General features: G+C 71.4%; 17 protein-coding genes. 2 read left to right on the top strand and 15 right to left on the bottom strand.

Going from position 1 to position 15149, the window contains the following annotated elements:
- Positions 1 to 73 precede the first annotated feature (73 nt).
- On the top strand, positions 74 to 367 hold the full coding sequence (locus tag AAFF41_RS43580) for an ANTAR domain-containing protein (protein ID WP_319751192.1): 294 nt from the start codon (positions 74 to 76) through the stop codon (positions 365 to 367).
- Positions 368 to 535: 168 nt separating this feature from the next.
- Here AAFF41_RS43580 and AAFF41_RS43575 read toward each other — a convergent pair whose 3' ends face one another.
- Together AAFF41_RS43575 and AAFF41_RS43570 are read right to left on the bottom strand one after the other, a co-directional pair.
- Positions 536 to 1330 carry a SigB/SigF/SigG family RNA polymerase sigma factor gene (locus tag AAFF41_RS43575; protein ID WP_319751097.1) on the bottom strand — a complete coding sequence of 265 codons (795 nt, stop codon included), beginning with the start codon at positions 1328 to 1330 and terminating at the stop codon, positions 536 to 538.
- A gap of 320 nt (positions 1331 to 1650) precedes the next feature.
- Complete coding sequence (locus AAFF41_RS43570) at positions 1651 to 1830, bottom strand: hypothetical protein (RefSeq protein WP_343325807.1); 180 nt, start codon at positions 1828 to 1830, stop codon at positions 1651 to 1653.
- Positions 1831 to 2074: 244 nt separating this feature from the next.
- Here AAFF41_RS43570 and AAFF41_RS43565 point away from each other — a divergent pair, with 244 nt between their 5' ends.
- A complete protein-coding gene (locus AAFF41_RS43565) occupies positions 2075 to 2869 on the top strand; it encodes a COG4705 family protein (protein WP_319751100.1) in 795 nt (264 codons plus the stop codon).
- A 129-nt stretch (positions 2870 to 2998) separates the two neighbouring features.
- Here AAFF41_RS43565 and hypE read toward each other — a convergent pair whose 3' ends face one another.
- From hypE to AAFF41_RS43505, 13 genes are all read right to left on the bottom strand, one after another.
- Positions 2999 to 3988, bottom strand: coding sequence for a hydrogenase expression/formation protein HypE (gene hypE, locus AAFF41_RS43560; RefSeq protein ID WP_343326448.1), 990 nt, complete (start codon positions 3986 to 3988; stop codon positions 2999 to 3001).
- Positions 3989 to 4082: 94 nt separating this feature from the next.
- Positions 4083 to 5207, bottom strand: a complete 1125-nt coding sequence (hypD, locus tag AAFF41_RS43555) for a hydrogenase formation protein HypD (protein ID WP_319751101.1) — start codon at positions 5205 to 5207, stop codon at positions 4083 to 4085.
- Complete coding sequence (locus tag AAFF41_RS43550; protein WP_054232499.1) at positions 5204 to 5512, bottom strand: HypC/HybG/HupF family hydrogenase formation chaperone; 309 nt, start codon at positions 5510 to 5512, stop codon at positions 5204 to 5206. Before AAFF41_RS43550 ends, hypD begins: the two co-directional genes overlap by 4 nt.
- Positions 5513 to 5532: 20 nt before the next feature.
- Positions 5533 to 7935, bottom strand: coding sequence for a carbamoyltransferase HypF (hypF, locus tag AAFF41_RS43545; RefSeq protein ID WP_343325806.1), 2403 nt, complete (start codon positions 7933 to 7935; stop codon positions 5533 to 5535).
- The gene (gene hypB, locus AAFF41_RS43540; protein ID WP_343325805.1) at positions 7932 to 8702 is read right to left on the bottom strand and encodes a hydrogenase nickel incorporation protein HypB; all 771 of its coding nucleotides are present in this window, start codon (positions 8700 to 8702) and stop codon (positions 7932 to 7934) included. The genes hypF and hypB overlap by 4 nt, the downstream gene beginning before the upstream one ends.
- 3 nt (positions 8703 to 8705) lie before the next feature.
- Positions 8706 to 9101, bottom strand: a complete 396-nt coding sequence (gene hypA, locus AAFF41_RS43535) for a hydrogenase maturation nickel metallochaperone HypA (RefSeq protein ID WP_319751104.1) — start codon at positions 9099 to 9101, stop codon at positions 8706 to 8708.
- 165 nt (positions 9102 to 9266) lie between these two features.
- Positions 9267 to 9371 (bottom strand): DUF6893 family small protein, encoded by a 105-nt coding sequence (locus AAFF41_RS51920; protein WP_371643157.1) that lies wholly within the window; start codon positions 9369 to 9371, stop codon positions 9267 to 9269.
- Between the two features lie 11 nt (positions 9372 to 9382).
- Positions 9383 to 9943 carry a hydrogenase maturation protease gene (locus AAFF41_RS43530; RefSeq protein WP_343325804.1) on the bottom strand — a complete coding sequence of 187 codons (561 nt, stop codon included), beginning with the start codon at positions 9941 to 9943 and terminating at the stop codon, positions 9383 to 9385.
- On the bottom strand, positions 9940 to 11382 hold the full coding sequence (locus AAFF41_RS43525) for a hypothetical protein (protein WP_343325803.1): 1443 nt from the start codon (positions 11380 to 11382) through the stop codon (positions 9940 to 9942). Before AAFF41_RS43525 ends, AAFF41_RS43530 begins: the two co-directional genes overlap by 4 nt.
- Entirely contained in the window at positions 11379 to 12077 is a 699-nt protein-coding gene (locus AAFF41_RS43520) for a DUF6084 family protein (RefSeq protein ID WP_319751107.1), read from the bottom strand. The genes AAFF41_RS43525 and AAFF41_RS43520 overlap by 4 nt, the downstream gene beginning before the upstream one ends.
- Positions 12074 to 12730: a DUF5947 family protein gene (locus tag AAFF41_RS43515; protein WP_060896001.1), complete on the bottom strand. Its 657-nt coding sequence runs from the start codon at positions 12728 to 12730 to the stop codon at positions 12074 to 12076. Before AAFF41_RS43515 ends, AAFF41_RS43520 begins: the two co-directional genes overlap by 4 nt.
- Entirely contained in the window at positions 12727 to 13335 is a 609-nt protein-coding gene (locus tag AAFF41_RS43510) for a hypothetical protein (RefSeq protein ID WP_343325802.1), read from the bottom strand. Before AAFF41_RS43510 ends, AAFF41_RS43515 begins: the two co-directional genes overlap by 4 nt.
- Positions 13332 to 15116, bottom strand: a complete 1785-nt coding sequence (locus AAFF41_RS43505) for a nickel-dependent hydrogenase large subunit (RefSeq protein ID WP_343325801.1) — start codon at positions 15114 to 15116, stop codon at positions 13332 to 13334. Before AAFF41_RS43505 ends, AAFF41_RS43510 begins: the two co-directional genes overlap by 4 nt.
- Positions 15117 to 15149: the final 33 nt, after the last annotated feature.

The raw sequence follows: 15149 nt of genomic DNA, 5'->3' as shown, positions 1-15149 counted from the left end.
CGCCCGTTCGGGAGGCGCCGAACCGTGCGACGCGCCGCAGGAGTCGGCTTCCCCTTCCGACACGGCGGACCGGATGGTCGAGTTGCGGGAAGAAGTCGACCAGCTGAAGGAGGCCGTCACCTCGCACGCCACGGTGGACCAGGCCATCGGCATGGTGGTCGCCCTCGGCCGGGTGTCGCCCGACCAGGGCTGGGCCGTACTCCGGGAAGTCTCTCAGCACACGAACATCAAACTGCGCACCGTCGCGGAAATGATTCTCGTCTGGGGGCGGCAGGGAGATCTTCCGCCCGATATTCGCGCGGCTCTGGAGGAGACGCTCGACAAGTACGGGCCCACGCAAATCCCGGACGGTCCCCCCGCCCCGTAGGCGCGGAATTTGTTTGGATCTGATCCACCCAGGTAGTTCAGAGAGAGGTGGCCCGCTGGCCAACCGCTCCCGGGAGGGTTCGGCAGTGAGCTCGCCTCCGACCGCCCGGACGGGGTGACCCCCCGGGCGGCCGGGTGTCGTCCCACCCCTCGTACGCCCGGGCAGGCCCTAGGCCGCATCGGCGAGCACCTGTTCGCGCAGGGTGGCGCAGCAGTCGCTGAGGAGGCGCGAGACATGCATCTGTGAGATGCCGAGCTGGTCGGCGATGCAGCTCTGCGTCATGCCCTGGAAGAAGCGCAGGTAGAGGATGGCCCGTTCGCGCTCGGGGAGTTCGTGCAGGGCCGGTTTCACCGACTCGCGATCGATGACCAGGTCGAATCCGGTGTCGCGCGCGCCCAGCGCGTCGTTGAGCGCGTAGCCGTCGTCCCCGCCGGGCAGTTCGGCGTCCAGGGAGAGGGCGGAGAAGCTGTCCAGGGCCTCGAGACCGGTACGTACCTCGTCCTCGCTCAGGTGTGCGTACGCGGCGATCTCGGCGACGGTGGGCCGTTGGCCCTGCATCGTCTGTGACAGGTCCTTGAGGGCCGCGCGCACCCTGTTGCGCACGTCCTGGACGCGGCGCGGGACGTGCAGGGTCCACATGTGGTCGCGGAAGTGCCGCTTGATCTCGCCGGTGATGGTCGGGACGGCGTAGCTCTCGAAGGCGTTGCCGAGCTCGGGGTCGTAGCGGTCGACGGCCTTGACCAGGCCGAGCGCGGCGACCTGGTTGAGGTCCTCGACCGACTCGCCCTTGCCCCGGTAGCGGCCGGCGACACGCTCCGACATCGGCAGCCAGGACCGGATGATCTCCTCGCGAAGCGCCTGTCGCTCGGGCCCGGCCGGCAGCCCGGCGAGGCGGACGAAGGCCGCGGCGGTGTCGGGGGCGTCGTCATGGGGATGTCTCTTGGAGCCGGACGTCATGCGCATAGTGCTCACAACTCCCTCAGGGGTTGCCGACGGGGCAGTCCCCGTGGGAGGGCGCGCACAAAAAACCGGACGGGAGACATCCGGCGATCTGGCGAACCAGCTCCCACGGACGTGCCTCCTGTCCGAAGCACTGCTAGGACAATTCCCGCATATCGGTCACTCAAACAGTGTCGAAACAATCCAGGAGAATCATCCAAGGGGCGTGGCGCCGGGCGAGGGGGCGATTCCGGAGCGTCACGCGTCGTCCATGAATCCACTTCCGTACGCCGCGCATTCACTGCGCGACATCCACGCGATCTCCGCACCCGCCGCCACACCGTTCACCGCGCGATACGCCGCGCGAACGAGCGATTCGACGCCGGATTCACGATGCGGATCCGAGGCAGGGCACGCGGCGCCACGCTCCGCGACGGCGCCTTCCACGAACCCCGGCCGGCAAGGGTCGTCTCGAAGTCCTCGACGACGATACCGAGATGGAACTGGTCCTGAGCCTTCAGCACCCGGCCGACGGCCGCCTGCCGTCGGGGAGCGCAATGGAGGGACGGGGCCGCCACGAGGCCCGGCGACGACCTTTCTTCGTATCATCGGACGTATGCCGTTTCCCAACGGATCCGGGGGTCACGGCGTGGGTGTTCAGGTTGTGTTCAGGCCCCTCGCGGGCCCTGGCAACTCCTGCACCAGAAGCCCCAAAGCAATGGCAAAAACCCCTGTGGCCAGCACTGTTCGCCATGTCATCGTGCGGGCATGAGCACAGAGCACCTCACCCGCCGTCGTCGCGCCGCCGACCCCACCCATCTGGCGAGCAAGGTCCCGGAAGTCACCGTCTACTTCTGGGTGATCAAGGTGCTGACCACCGGCATGGGTGAGACCGCCTCGGACCTCCTCGCCAAGAAGCTCGGGCCGATCCCCGCCGTCGGCCTCGGCGGCCTGGCCCTCGTGGTGGCGCTCTTCGTCCAGCTCAAGGCCCGTCGCTACGTCGCCTGGATCTACTGGACGGCGATCGTGATGGTCAGCGTGTTCGGCACCATGGCCGCGGACATCCTGCACGTCGGCCTGGGCGTCCCGTACACGATCTCCACCCCCTTCTTCATGGCCGCGCTGGCAGCCGTGTTCGCCGTCTGGTACGCCAGCGAGAAGACCCTCTCCATCCACAGCATCCACACCCGCCGCCGCGAGCTCTTCTACTGGGCCACCGTGCTGGCCACCTTCGCGCTCGGCACCGCCGCCGGTGACCTCTCCGCCACGGTCGGCCTCGGCTACCTCGGCTCGGCCGTGCTGTACGCCGTCGCCATCGCCGTCCCTGCCGTCATGCACAGGTGGGGCGCCCTCAACGCGGTGGCCGCCTTCTGGACCGCGTACGTCATCACCCGCCCGCTCGGCGCCTCGGTCGCCGACTGGATGGCCCTGAGCCACGCCCGCGGCGGCCTCGACCTCGGGCTGGGACCGGTCACCCTGTCCTGGACCGTCGCCATCATCGGCTTCGTCGGATACCTGGCCATGTCCCGCAACGACGTCGGGGACACCGAGCGCCTCGCGTAGGACACCGGCCCTACGGGGGGTGACCACCGGGGCCGCTCTCACAGTGGTGGACGACCGCGGATCGACGGGCGCGCGGTCGTCCACGTGGGGTTCACCACCTGACGCCCGCGCCGCCCGTCCCGCCACTCCTCAGCAGATCCTCGGCAGCTGTTCCCCGATCGGCAGGTCGACCACCCGGGTGCCGCCCAGCCCGGTGCGGGCCACCACCATGCCCGGATGGGCGTCCACGACCTCGCCGATGATCCTGGACTCCGCACCCAGCGGATGCGCCCGCATGGCGTCCAGGACGGCGTCGGCGTGCTCGCGGGGCACGAACGCCACCAGCTTGCCCTCGTTGGCCACGTACATCGGGTCGAGGCCCAGCACGGCGCAGGCGTTGGCGACGGCCGGCGGGACCGGGACGTCACGCTCCCGGATGACGACGCCGGCGCCCGAGGCCACCGCGATCTCGTTCAGGGCGGCGGCCAGCCCGCCCCGGGTGGGATCGCGCAGCACATGCACATCCGGGGTGACGGCGAGCATGGCGTCGACCAGACCGCCGAGCGCCGCGCAGTCGCTCTCGATCTCCACCCCGAACTCCAGGCCCTCACGCACGCTCATGATCGCCACGCCGTGCACGCCGATCGCACCGCTGACGATCACGACATCGCCGGGCACGACCCGCTGCGGGCGCAGATCGACGCCCGCGGGGATGAGCCCGATACCGGCCGTGTTGATGAAGATCCCGTCGCCGTGACCGGCCTCCACCACCTTGGTGTCGCCGGTCACGACCTCGACGCCCGCGCTCCGCGCCGCCGCGCCGAGCGCCTCGGCCACACGGGCGACGGTCTCCATCTCGACGCCCTCCTCCAGGATGAAGCCGCAGGAGAGGTAGGCGGCCCGGGCACCGCTCATGGCGAGGTCGTTGACGGTGCCGTTGACGGCGAGGTCACCGATGCTGCCGCCGGGGAAGAACAGTGGCCGCACCACGAAGGAGTCGGTGGAGAAGGCCATCCGGACACCACCCAGCGACAGTGCCGCGGCGTCGCCCAGCTGGGCGAGCACCTCACCGCCGAACGCGGGCGCGAAGACGTGCTGGACGAGTTCGGCGGACAGGGCGCCGCCTCCCCCGTGGCCCATGACGATCCGCGGCTGGTCGCGCAGCGGGGCCGGGCAGGTCCAGGCGGCGGGGTCGAGTACGGGCGTACGGAGTTCGGTGGTGGTGCCGGTGGTCTCAGACAACGGGGGTCGCCTCCCGGGGCGCGGGGGTGAGGTCCAGGCGCCGGTAGAGGTAGTACGCGGCGCAGGCGCCCTCGCTGGAGACCATGGTGGCGCCGAGCGGGGTGCGGGGGGTGCAGAGCGTGCCGAACGCCTCGCACTCGTGCGGCTTGAGCAGGCCCTGCAGGACCTCGCCGCTGCGGCAGGCGGCCGGTTCGCGGGTCTGGATGCCGTCGACCGAGAAACGGTACTCGGCGTCGTATTCCCGGTACTTCGGGGACAGCCGCCAGCCGCTGTCGGGGATCACCCCGATGCCGCGCCAGGCCCGGTCGGTGACCTCGAAGACATCCTCCAGCATGGCCCGCGCCGCCGGGTTCCCTTCCGGGCGGACGGCACGGGGGTAGGCGTTGTCGACGGTGTGTTCGCCGCGCTCCAGCTGCGCCACGGTCCGGCGTACGCCTTCGAGGATGTCCAGGGGTTCGAATCCGGTCACGACGATCGGGACCCGGTAGCGCTCCGCCAGTTCCGGGTACTCCCCCACCCCCATCACGCTGCACACGTGCCCGGCCGCCAGGAAGCCCTGGACGCGGCAGGTCGGTGACTGCATGATCGCCTCGATGGCGGGCGGTACGCGCACGTGGGACACCAGCAGGCTGAAGTTCGGGATGCCGAGCTTGCGGGCCTGATACACCGTCATCGCGTTGGGTGGCGCGGTCGTCTCGAAGCCGATGCCGAAGAAGACGACCTGGCGGTCGGGGTTCTGCTGGGCGATCCGCAGGGCGTCGAGCGGCGAGTACACGACCCGTACGTCGCCGCCCGCGCCCCGCACCTGGAACAGGTCCCGTCCCGTGCCGGGCACCCGGAGCATGTCGCCGAAGGAGCAGAAGATCACTCCGGGCCGGGAGGCGATCTCCAGCGCCTTGTCGATGACCTCCAACGGGGTCACACACACGGGACACCCTGGCCCGTGGATCAACTCGACCTGATCCGGCAGGAGTTGGTCGATGCCGTGGCGGATGATGGTGTGCGTCTGTCCGCCGCAGACCTCCATCAGCGCCCATGGCCTGGTCACCGTGGAGTGGATGTCGTCGAGCAGCCGACGTGCCAGGTCGGGGTCCTGGAACTCGTCGATGTACTTCACTTCCGCGCCTCCTCTCCCGCGGACGGCAGGGCCTCGCCCGCCTCCGCGGCCATCTCCCAGGGGTCGCCGAACTCCTCCTGCAGCAGGCCGAGGGTGGCGAACAGTTCGAGCGTCTGCTTCGCCGACTCCTCGTCGAGGCGCTGCAGGGCGAATCCGACGTGCACGATGGCGTACTCGCCGACCTGGAGGTCGGGCAGGTACTCCAGGCACACCTCCTTGACCACACCGCCGAAGTCGACGTTGGCCATCCGGGTGCCGTCCCGTTCCTCGATGTCCAGCACTCTGCCGGGTACCGCCAGGCACATGAGCCTCTCCTCTCTGTTGGTCAGTCGTTGGCTCGGGTACGGTCCTCGGCACGCGCGGCCACCACGAGCTGCCCGAGGGCCAGACCGCCGTCGCCCGGCGGGACCAGGCGGTGGCGCAGGACCGTGAAACCGTCCGCACCCAGGGCCGCCGCGCAGGCGGAGGACAGCAACGAGTTGGCGAACACCCCGCCGGTCAGGGCCACCGTCTCCACCGCGTGCCGTTCACGCGCCAGCGCACAGACACGGTGCACGAGACCGGCGACGGCCCGATGGAAGCGCGCCGCGACGACGGCCGGTCCGGCCCCCACCCGCAGGTCCTCGACGATCGCCGCGAGCACAGGTGCGGGATCCGCGAGGACGGGTGAACTGTCGGTCGGCCCTGCCGGTCGTAGGGCGAACGCGTACGCGACAGGGTCCCCGGCGGGAGCCCCCAGCGCCGCGGCCTCCAGCTCCATCGCCGCCTGGGCCTCGTAGCCGACCGCATGGCACACGCCCACGAGGGAGGACACGGCGTCGAAGAGGCGGCCCATGCTGGAGGTGGGGACGCAGTTCAGGTCGCGCTCCAACTGCCGCTCCAGCACGCGCCGTTCGTCGGGCGGGCAGGCGCTCACGCAGGCCAGCTCGTCCGACCAGTCGATCCCCGCCGCGCGCAGATGCGCGAGCGCCATCCGGTACGGCCGTCGCACCGCCGCGTCACCACCGGGCAGCGGCGCATAGGCGAGGTGTCCGAACCGGGTGAAGCCGTCGTAGTCGGCGAGCAGGATCTCCCCGCCCCACACCGCACCGTCCTCGCCGTAACCCGTGCCGTCGAAGGCGACCCCGATCACCGGACGGCTGCCGTCCAGCCCGTGTTCGGCCATCGCGGCCGCGACATGGGCGTGGTGGTGCTGGACGCGTACGACGGGCCGGCCCGACGCGTTCCGGTCGGCCCAGCGCGCCGAACGGTATGCGGGGTGCCGGTCGGCCGCGAGCAGTTCGGGCCGTACGGGGGTGATGGACTCCAGTTGGGCCACGGCGCGTTCGAAGGCGTGCTGGGTGGCGAGGTCGTCCATGTCGCCGATGTGGGCGGACAGCCAGGCCCGGCGGCCCTCGCCGAGGCAGAGCACGTTCTTGAGGTCCCCGCCGACGGCGAGGGCCGGGCGCACCGGGACCGGCAGGGTCAGCGGCAGGGGCGCGTAGCCGCGGGCACGGCGCAGCGGCAACAACGCGCCGTCGCACACGCGCACCACCGAGTCGTCGCACGGCACATGGATCGGCCGGTCGTGGGTGAGCCAGCCGTCGGCCAGCCGCGCCAGCCGCTCCAGTGCCTCACCGTCGTCGGTGACGATCGGCTCACCGGACACGTTGCCGCTGGTCATGACGAGCAACGGGGGCCCCTCGAGGTCGCCGGGCAGTCCGAACAGCAGGTGGTGCAGGGGGGTGTACGGCAGCATGACGCCGAGGTCGGGGCTGCCGGGCGCGACGGAGTCGGCGGGCCGTGGTGCCCCCGCCACGGGTACCTCCCTACGGCGACGCAGCAACACGATGGGCCGGGTGGCGCCGTCGAGCAGGCTCCGCTCCTCGGCGCCGATCCGAACGAGGTGCCAGAGGTCGTCGAGGCTCCGGGCCATGACGGCGAAGGGTTTGTCCCCTCGGGCCTTGCGGCGGCGCAGCAGGGCGACGGCTTCGGGGTTCGTGGCGTCGCAGGCCAGGTGGTAGCCGCCGAGGCCCTTGACCGCGAGGATCGCGCCACCCGCCAGGAGCCGGCGGGCCTCGGCGACCGGGTCCGCTCCCTCGAAGGGCTCCACAGGGCCGCTCACGCCCGGTCGGGGGACGAGCAGCCGAAGTCGGGGACCGCAGGCCGGGCAGGCGACGGGTTGCGCGTGGAAGCGGCGGTCGGCCGGATCGGCGTACTCGCGGGCGCAGGCGGAGCACATCGGGAAGCCGGCCATGGTGGTGTGGGAGCGGTCGTAGGGCAGGCCGGTGACGATGGTGAACCGGGGGCCGCAGTGCGTGCAGTTGATGAAGGGGTGGCGGTGGCGCCGGTCGGAGGGGTCGGCGAGTTCGCGCAGGCAGTCGGCGCAGGTGGCCGTGTCCGGCGGGATCAGGGTGCCCGCCCGGCCGCCCGTGCGGGAGGCGAGGATGGTGAACGCCGCCTCACCGGTGACGGGTACGTCGTCGTGGTGCACGGAGTCCACCCGGGCCAGCGGCGGTGCCTGGACGGCGATGCGGTCGCAGAAGCGGGCGACGGCCGAGGGGGCGCCCTCGACCTCCGCGATGACGCCCTCCGGGGTGTTGGTGACATGGCCGGACAGTTCGAGGCCGGTGGCGAGGGTGTAGACGTACGGGCGGAAGCCGACGCCCTGCACCACACCCCGTACGGTGACCCGTCGGCGCAGCGGTGTCCCGTCGGCGACGGCGGCCGCGGAGGGCGGACCGCTCACGAGTGGGAGTGCGCCATGGCGCCGGTGCCGTGCTGGTGCTCGTGGCCGTGATGTCGGTGGGTGTGTGAGGCGCCGTCGGGTCGGCGTGCCATGACGGGCTCATGGAGCGGGACGCCGTCCGCGGCAGCCAGCGCCCGGTCGAGCACGGCGCCGACGCCCCGGTCCCGGCGGGCCGAGGTCAGCAGCACGTCCACTCCGGGGTTGACCCGCTCGACGTTCGCGCGGAACGCCGCCTCGTCGAACTCGACGGCCTCGGCGATGTCGGTCTTGGTGACCACCACCAGGTGGGCGAGGCCGAAGGCGGTCGGGTACTTGAGCGGCTTGTCCTCGCCCTCGGTCACGGAGGCGAGCACCACTCTCAGGGTCTCCCCGAGGTCGTAGGAGGCCGGGCAGACGAGGTTGCCGACGTTCTCGACGAACAGCAGCCGGGTGTCGTCGGGCAGCCAGCCCTCCAGGTGGCGGCCGAGCATCCCGGCCTCCAGGTGGCACAGCCCGTCCGTGAGGACCTGCTTGACCGGGACGCCCGAGCGGGCCAGCCGCTCCGCGTCGTTCTCGGTGGCGAGGTCGGCGGTGAGCGCCGCGACCGGCACGGACCGCTCGCGCGCGAGTCCCAGTTCCCGTTCCAGCAGGGCGGTCTTGCCGCTGCCGGGGCTGGAGAGCAGGTTGACGACCGTGGTGCCGCGGGCCGCGAGGCCGACGCGCAGGGTGTGCGCGGTCTCGTCGTTCTTGGCCAGGACGGCTTGCTGCAGGTCGACCACACGGCACATGGTTCAGCGCTCCTCGGAGATCGGTTCGCGGGGGTGGGCGTGCGTCGGGCCGTCCTCCCACTGCACACTGAGGATCTGGAGTTCCCGGCCCGCCAGTAGCTCCGTGGTGGCTCCGCCGCACCGCGGGCAGGTCAGCGCGGGCGGCATGCCGACGGCCCATTCGTGCGCGCAGGATGCGCAGCGGGCCCGTCCCGGCACGGCTTCGGTGACCAGTTCAGCGCCTTCCAGCACGGTTCCGGCGCAGGCCAGTTCGAAGCAGAAGGAGAGGGCGTCGGGTACGACACCCGCCAGCTCGCCCACCTGAAGCCGCACCGAGCGCACGGCCGTGACGGCGCCGGCCCGCTGCGCCGCCTCTTCCACCTGGCCGATCACCGCCATCGCGAGGGACATCTCGTGCATCGATCGGTCTCCGTCTCGGGCAGGGCGTCCGCCGCCCCTCATTAGAGGGGAGGCGTCGGAGGGCGGCGGACCGGCACGCCGTCGTCGGCCGGCCACGTACGCCGTTCGCCGCAACGGCACGGCACGGCGGAGACAACGGAGGGCGTACGAGGGGAAGGTGTCGGCTCACATGCTCCGGATCCGCAGGTAGCGTCTGAGGTCGGGCAGGATCTGCACGAGGACGGCGGTGACAGCGGCGGCCAGCACGCCGCCGACGAGGGTCTTGATCATGGCTTCTCTCCTCACTTCGCGGCTTCGCCGACCGTGGCCCGCGGCGCGGACTCTCCCGGTTCGTCGGCCCGCAGCAACTCTTCGATCAGCCGGACGGCCTCCGGCACGGCGGCCGAGACCGGCGGGCTGAGCCCGATGCCCTCCTCGACGGAGGCGGGTTCGCATCCCACGACCAGCGTGCGGCGCGGCGGCTGCCCACCGGTTGTGGCGCAGAGGGTCCCCAGCAGTGCGAGCACCGTGTCGGGGGTCATCCGGTGGCCGTCGAGCGGGACGCCGTGCGGCTCGCCCGCGTCGGCGCCGTCGTGCTCGATGACGTACAGGGTGCCGGGGCGCTCGCCGCGCGCGGTGGCGTCCACCAGGATCAGGGTGTCGTAGCCGTCGAGGACCTGGTACGCGAGGTGCACGCCCCGTACGCCGATGTCCACGGCCTCGACGTGCGGGGGCAGTTGCCGCCCGGTGAGCGCGCGCACGGTTTCCACGCCGAAGCCGTCGTCCCCGAGGAAGATGTTCCCGATCCCGGCGACGAGGACCTTGCCGCGCTCCTGGCGGGGTGGGTCCGGGGGCGGGCTCATGCCTCGTCCTCCAGTGGTTCGACCTCGTCGGGCTGGAAGTAGAGGAAACGGCCCTGTTCGCGGCGGATGTCGGCGCCCGGATCGTCCTCGACCGTCACGGCCAGGTGCACCCCGCCGTCCACGTCGTGCAGCACGGCCTCGACCTTCGCCGTACGGCCCGCCAGGAACAGGTCCTGTGCGTCGGTGCGGCGCAGCCCGGGCCGCAGCAGCACCCTGCTTCCCGCGCCCAGCGACCGGCCGTCGACGACGATGCGGTCCTGCCCCGGGTCGAAACCGGCATCGCTCGCCGGGTCCCACCACGGGGTGTCGGGTCGCGGCACGCCGAACTCGTCGGGGAAGCCGTCCGCGGCCGGAGCGGACGCCGTTCCCGTGCGCGTCCCGGTCACCTCGCGCAGACTGCGCACCGCCCCGTGCAGGCGCTCCAGGACCTCGGGCGGCATGGTGTCCGCCAGGTCGATCACGGCGGCCGCCCGGTCGTCGGTGCCCCGGGCCTCGCGCTTCTCCTCGTCGGTGAGCGCCGCGGTGCGCAGGGCGAGGATCTCGTCGATCTCGGTGGCGTCGTACAGGGCCCCGGGGCTTTCCGGGGCGATCGCCGGGTGGTCCTCCAGGATGATCGGCGAGGACAACACCACGTCCGCGCGCCCGGGTTCGCCGGCGAGGACCGGCCAGGTGTGCAGATTGCGGCAGGTCGCGACCGCGTCCTTCGCCCACTCGGGGGGATCCGTCATCGAAAGGAACGACCCCGCGCCGAGCCCCATGAGGAGGTGGGTGGCGACCAGGGAGCGCGGGAGGGCCGCGTCCCGGTCGGCCGCGGTGCCGTCCGGGGGTGTCCAGGTGCTGGTGTTCTCGACGACCGCGGTCAGCCGCAACACGCGGTAGGGCCCGTCGAGTTCGCTCGCGGACAACCGGAGTACGCCGCTCGTCTCTTCGTGGCGGCGGACCATCCGGCCGACGACGCGACCGCTCTCGTCGAGGACGGGCTCGGTGTCCTCACCCGCGGGGCGGTCGAAGGGGACCCTCACTCCTTCACCCAGGAGTTCGTCGACGGGTGCGACCGCCTCGACGCGCTCCTCCGTTCCCTCGTCCCAGGGGACCAGCGTCCGGTCGCCGAGCCGGAGTTCGGGAACCGTCTCGAAGCCGCCGTCCGGGCGCGCCTGTTGGACCGTGCGGCGCCGGGCGCGCAGGAAGCGCAGCTCGACCGCGAGGGTGGCGTCCGCCTTGGGTTCCATCAGGCATTCGGTGTGCTGGAATTCGTGCTCCTCGCGGTCGGCGCCCCAGGCGGGCGGGACGAGCACGCCGAACTGCCAGCGCAGCCGGTTCTTGGCCGCGGAGGCACGGTACGGGTAGAGCACGTAGCCCTCGAAGAGGACGGCGTCGGCCACCTGCCGGGCGACGGCGAGGCGGGCCTCGGTCTCCGGGGCGAACGTGGTCACGCTCACGGAGCGGTCCTTCCGGTGGTGCTGGCGATGCCGGTGAGACTGAATCTTCGGGGTGGTGCGGGAGCTGCTCCGCCGCTCTCGTCGAGCAGGGCCCGCACGGTCGCCTCCCAGGAGGGCAGGGCCCGTCGGGAGCGGAAGGCGAGCAGGGCGTCCATGGTGTCGCGGGGCAGCCGGATCCAGCCGCAGCCGGGGAAGTGCTGCTCGACCATCTCCCGCCAGGTGGCCACCGGCATCCGGAAGACCGCCTCCCGGTCCCACGGGACGGGTTCGACGCGGAAGCCGCCCGCTCCGGTGAACGCCGTGCCGGAGAACAGCATCAGCAGCGGCACCTCGCCGCCGGTCAGGGCGTCGAAGTAGCGGGTCGCGGCGATGTCCATGTCGTACGTGCACGGCACGACGAGGTCCGTCTCGGTCTCCCCGGTGAAGGCGGGGACCATGACGGAGACCTGGGCGAACTGCACCGGCTGGAGGGTGCTGCCCCAGCGCGAGCGCTCGCCGAAGAGGTCGGCGAGCCCCTCGGCCTCCGCGGTCTCGTAGCCGCGCTTGGCGGGCTCGATGCGGATCTGGCAGCGCAGCGCCATGGCGTGGACCGGTTCGTCTCCGGTCGCGGTGATGCGCAGCCGGAAGACCAGGGTCGGTCCGGCGGCGAACCGGTCCGCGCGCACACCGGTGCAGGCGAAGGCGAACTCCGTCACGCCGGGCCCTCCTCGCGTACGGGGCGGGCGCGTCGCCCGACGTGTTCGAAGAAGGTGTCGAGGGCGGCGCGGGCCTCGGCGCCGCCGTCGAAGCCCTGCCACAACAGGCGCATCCGGCCGACCAGTTCGTAGCAGATGTCGACGGGCACGAGATAGCACTCGCAGCGGCCCTCGTGGCGGCGCAGCAGCAGCGCCTCCACATCGGGTTCGAGGAGTTCGGCGAGGCGGCTGTCGCCGAGGACGGCGCTCCACGTCGCCGGATCGAGCTCGCTCTCGGTGGCCCCGGCCGGGCTCGGATAGAGGGCCACCAGCCGGTCGAGCGCGGCGTTGCGGAAGAAGAAGGCGACGCCGACCGGGATCTGCAGCGCCTCCCAGGCCCCGTCGTCGAGGTGGTGGTCCGGGTCGGTGAGAAAGCGGTCCGGAACCGCGCGGAAACGGCCGCGTGCGGCGCCCGGCTGTTCCATCAGCAGGGCGCAGGACGTACAGGCGCAGACGATGGCCCGCTGCTCGATGTCCACCAGGTGGCGGTGGCGCGCCTCGTCCACCGCCACCGCGCACAGTCCGCAGCGCTCCGGCCGCGGTTCACGTCCGGTCAGGAACCTGCGCAGCCCGGAGTCGCGCGTGGCCGGTCGGGGAACCGGGGGCGCGTTCACGGGGCCTTCGCCGGAGCCGGGGCGGCGGCGGTGGCGCGGGTCCCGGGGCCGGTGCCGATCTGGAGCAGCGTGGGCTCCCCCGAGCGGCCGGCGGCCTGTACCTCGACCGCCGTGACCTCCGGCGCGAAGCAGGCCAGCGCGCCCTCGGCCGCCTGCTGGGCCGTCGTACCGCTCGCCGCGCAGCCGCATCCGCCGCCTCCGGCCGCCCGCAGCCGGAGGGTGCCCGTCTCCTCGTCGAAGTCCACGACGTCCAGTTCGTGGTCGCGGACGCTGTCGAGCGCGCGGGTGATGCGGGTCGTCCGGTCCTCGGGGTGCAGATCGTGCAGGACGAGGAGGCTCGCGACCAGTTCGTCGCCGAGCAGGCCCGCCAGGGGATCACCGGGGGTTCCGCGGCCCACGGGCGTGGACAACAGGTGGAGCATCCGGGCCAGGCCCGCACCGTAGAAGTCCATGAGGGCCTGGACGAGTTCCTCGGCCGCCGCGCGGGCGGCCGGGTCACCGGTGGTGGCGAGCCGGTCGAGTACGTCCTCGATCCGCTGCCCGGTGCGCACCGCGTCGACCGCCGGTGCCGCCTTCGTCGCCTCGATGGTCGTGCCCGCGCTCATCCGCCCAGTCCGCTCAGGCCGGTGGGCATGTGCATCTTCTGGACGGTCTTGCCGCCACCGACGTACATGTGCACGCCGCACGGCAGACAGGGGTCGAAGCTGCGGACGGCACGCATGATGTCGATGCCCTTGAAGTTCTCGGGGGAGTTCTCCTCGAAGATCGGCGTGTTCTGCACGGCGTCCTCGTACGGGCCGGGTGTGCCGTAGGTGTCCCTGGTGCTGGCGTTCCACGGGGTCGGCGGGTACGGGTGGTAGTTGGCGATCTTGCCGTCGCGGATCACCATGTGGTGGGAGAGCACACCACGCACCGCCTCGGTGAAGCCGACGCCGATGCTCTCGTCGGGCACCTCGAACTTCTCCCAGGTCTGGGTGCGCCCGGCGCGGACCTCCTCCAGCGCCTTCTCCGCGAAGTGCAGGGCGACGGCGGCGGTGTAGGCCTGGAAGTAGGTGCGCGCCCGGTTGCGTTCCAGCGCGTTGCTCCAGCGCGGGATCTTCCACTCGAAGGTGGTCTCGGGCTTGTTCATGGTGCGCGGCAGGTTGATGACCACGCTGTGGCCGGTCGCCTTCACATAGCCCGTGTCGACGAGGCCGGACAGGGCCGTGGACCACAGGCGGGCGATGGGGCCGCCGCCGGTGTCGAGGGCGAGGTGGTCCTTGCCGTCGAACCAGCGGGGCGACATGACCCAGCTGTACTTGTCGTCGAAATTCCGCTTTTGCGGGGCGGGGATGGTGTGCTGGTTCCACGGGTGGCGCGGGTCGACCGGGTTGCCGAGCGGGTCGTGGGTGACGAACTGCTCCTGGCCCTCCCAGTCCTCGTAGTACGAACTGCCCAGCAGGATGCGGATACCGAGGTTGATCTTGGTGAGGTCGTTGGTGACGAGCTTGCCGTCGACGATCACGCCGGGGGTGACGAACATCCGCCGGCCCCAGTCCGTCATGTTGGCGTAGGTGAAGTCGCAGTACTCGGGGTCGTTGAGCGCGCCCCAGCAGCCGAGCAGCACCCGTCGGCGTCCCACTTCCTCGTACCCGGGAAGGGCCTCGTAGAAGAAGTCGAACAGGTCGTCGTGGAGGGGGACGACCCGCTTCATGAACTCCACGTAGCGCATCAGACGGCTGAGGTAGTCCGTGAAGAGCTGGACCGAGGCGATGGTGCCGACGCCGCCCGGGTAGAGCGTGGAGGGGTGCACATGGCGGCCCTCCATGAGGCAGAACATCTCCCGGGTGTAGCGGCTCACCTGGAGCGCCTCGCGGTAGAACTCGCCTTCGAGGGGGTTGAGGGACCGCATGATGTCGGCGATCGTGCGGTAGCCGTGCTCGGCGGCGTGCGGCGCCTCGGTGCGCTCGGCGAGTTCGAGGACGCCCGGGTTGGTCTCCTTGACCATCTTCTCGCAGTAGTCGACCCCGACCAGGTTCTCCTGGAAGATGTTGTGGTCGAACATGTACTCGGCGGACTCGCCGAGGTTGATGATCCACTCACCGAGGTGCGGGGGCTTCACGCCGTACGCCATGTTCTGCGCGTACACCGAGCAGGTGGCGTGGTTGTCCCCGCAGATCCCGCAGATGCGGCTGGTGATGAAGTGCGCGTCGCGGGGGTCCTTGCCGCGCATGAAGACGCTGTAGCCGCGGAAGACGGACGAGGTGCTGTAGCACTCCGCGACCCGCTTCTGCTTGAAGTCGATCTTCGTGTGGATGCCCAGGCTGCCCACGATCCTCGTGATCGGGTCCCAGGCCATCTCCATCAGGCCGCTACCGTCGCCGGCCGCCTTCGTCTTCGGTGCCATCGTGTGTGTCGTGCCCTTCTTCGCGGGTGGTCC

It is taken from the genome of Streptomyces mirabilis (assembly GCF_039503195.1).
Lineage (GTDB): Bacteria > Actinomycetota > Actinomycetes > Streptomycetales > Streptomycetaceae > Streptomyces > Streptomyces mirabilis_D.
The sequence above is the reverse complement of the archived record's forward strand: the minus strand, read 5'-3'. Positions and strand labels throughout refer to the sequence as shown.

What these genes read in the sequence shown, in the direction of transcription:
- AAFF41_RS43580 (WP_319751192.1), top strand. Translation starts at nt 74, where the DNA reads ATGGTCGAGTTGCGGGAAGAAGTCGACCAGCTGAAGGAGGCCGTCACC.
- AAFF41_RS43575 (WP_319751097.1), bottom strand. Translation starts at nt 1,330, where the DNA reads ATGCGCATGACGTCCGGCTCCAAGAGACATCCCCATGACGACGCCCCC.
- AAFF41_RS43565 (WP_319751100.1), top strand. Translation starts at nt 2,075, where the DNA reads ATGAGCACAGAGCACCTCACCCGCCGTCGTCGCGCCGCCGACCCCACC.
- hypE (WP_343326448.1), bottom strand. Translation starts at nt 3,988, where the DNA reads ATGGGCCACGGGGGAGGCGGCGCCCTGTCCGCCGAACTCGTCCAGCAC.
- AAFF41_RS43550 (WP_054232499.1), bottom strand. Translation starts at nt 5,512, where the DNA reads ATGTGCCTGGCGGTACCCGGCAGAGTGCTGGACATCGAGGAACGGGAC.
- hypB (WP_343325805.1), bottom strand. Translation starts at nt 8,702, where the DNA reads ATGTGCCGTGTGGTCGACCTGCAGCAAGCCGTCCTGGCCAAGAACGAC.
- hypA (WP_319751104.1), bottom strand. Translation starts at nt 9,101, where the DNA reads ATGCACGAGATGTCCCTCGCGATGGCGGTGATCGGCCAGGTGGAAGAG.
- AAFF41_RS51920 (WP_371643157.1), bottom strand. Translation starts at nt 9,371, where the DNA reads ATGATCAAGACCCTCGTCGGCGGCGTGCTGGCCGCCGCTGTCACCGCC.
- AAFF41_RS43530 (WP_343325804.1), bottom strand. Translation starts at nt 9,943, where the DNA reads ATGAGCCCGCCCCCGGACCCACCCCGCCAGGAGCGCGGCAAGGTCCTC.
- AAFF41_RS43510 (WP_343325802.1), bottom strand. Translation starts at nt 13,335, where the DNA reads ATGAGCGCGGGCACGACCATCGAGGCGACGAAGGCGGCACCGGCGGTC.
- AAFF41_RS43505 (WP_343325801.1), bottom strand. Translation starts at nt 15,116, where the DNA reads ATGGCACCGAAGACGAAGGCGGCCGGCGACGGTAGCGGCCTGATGGAG.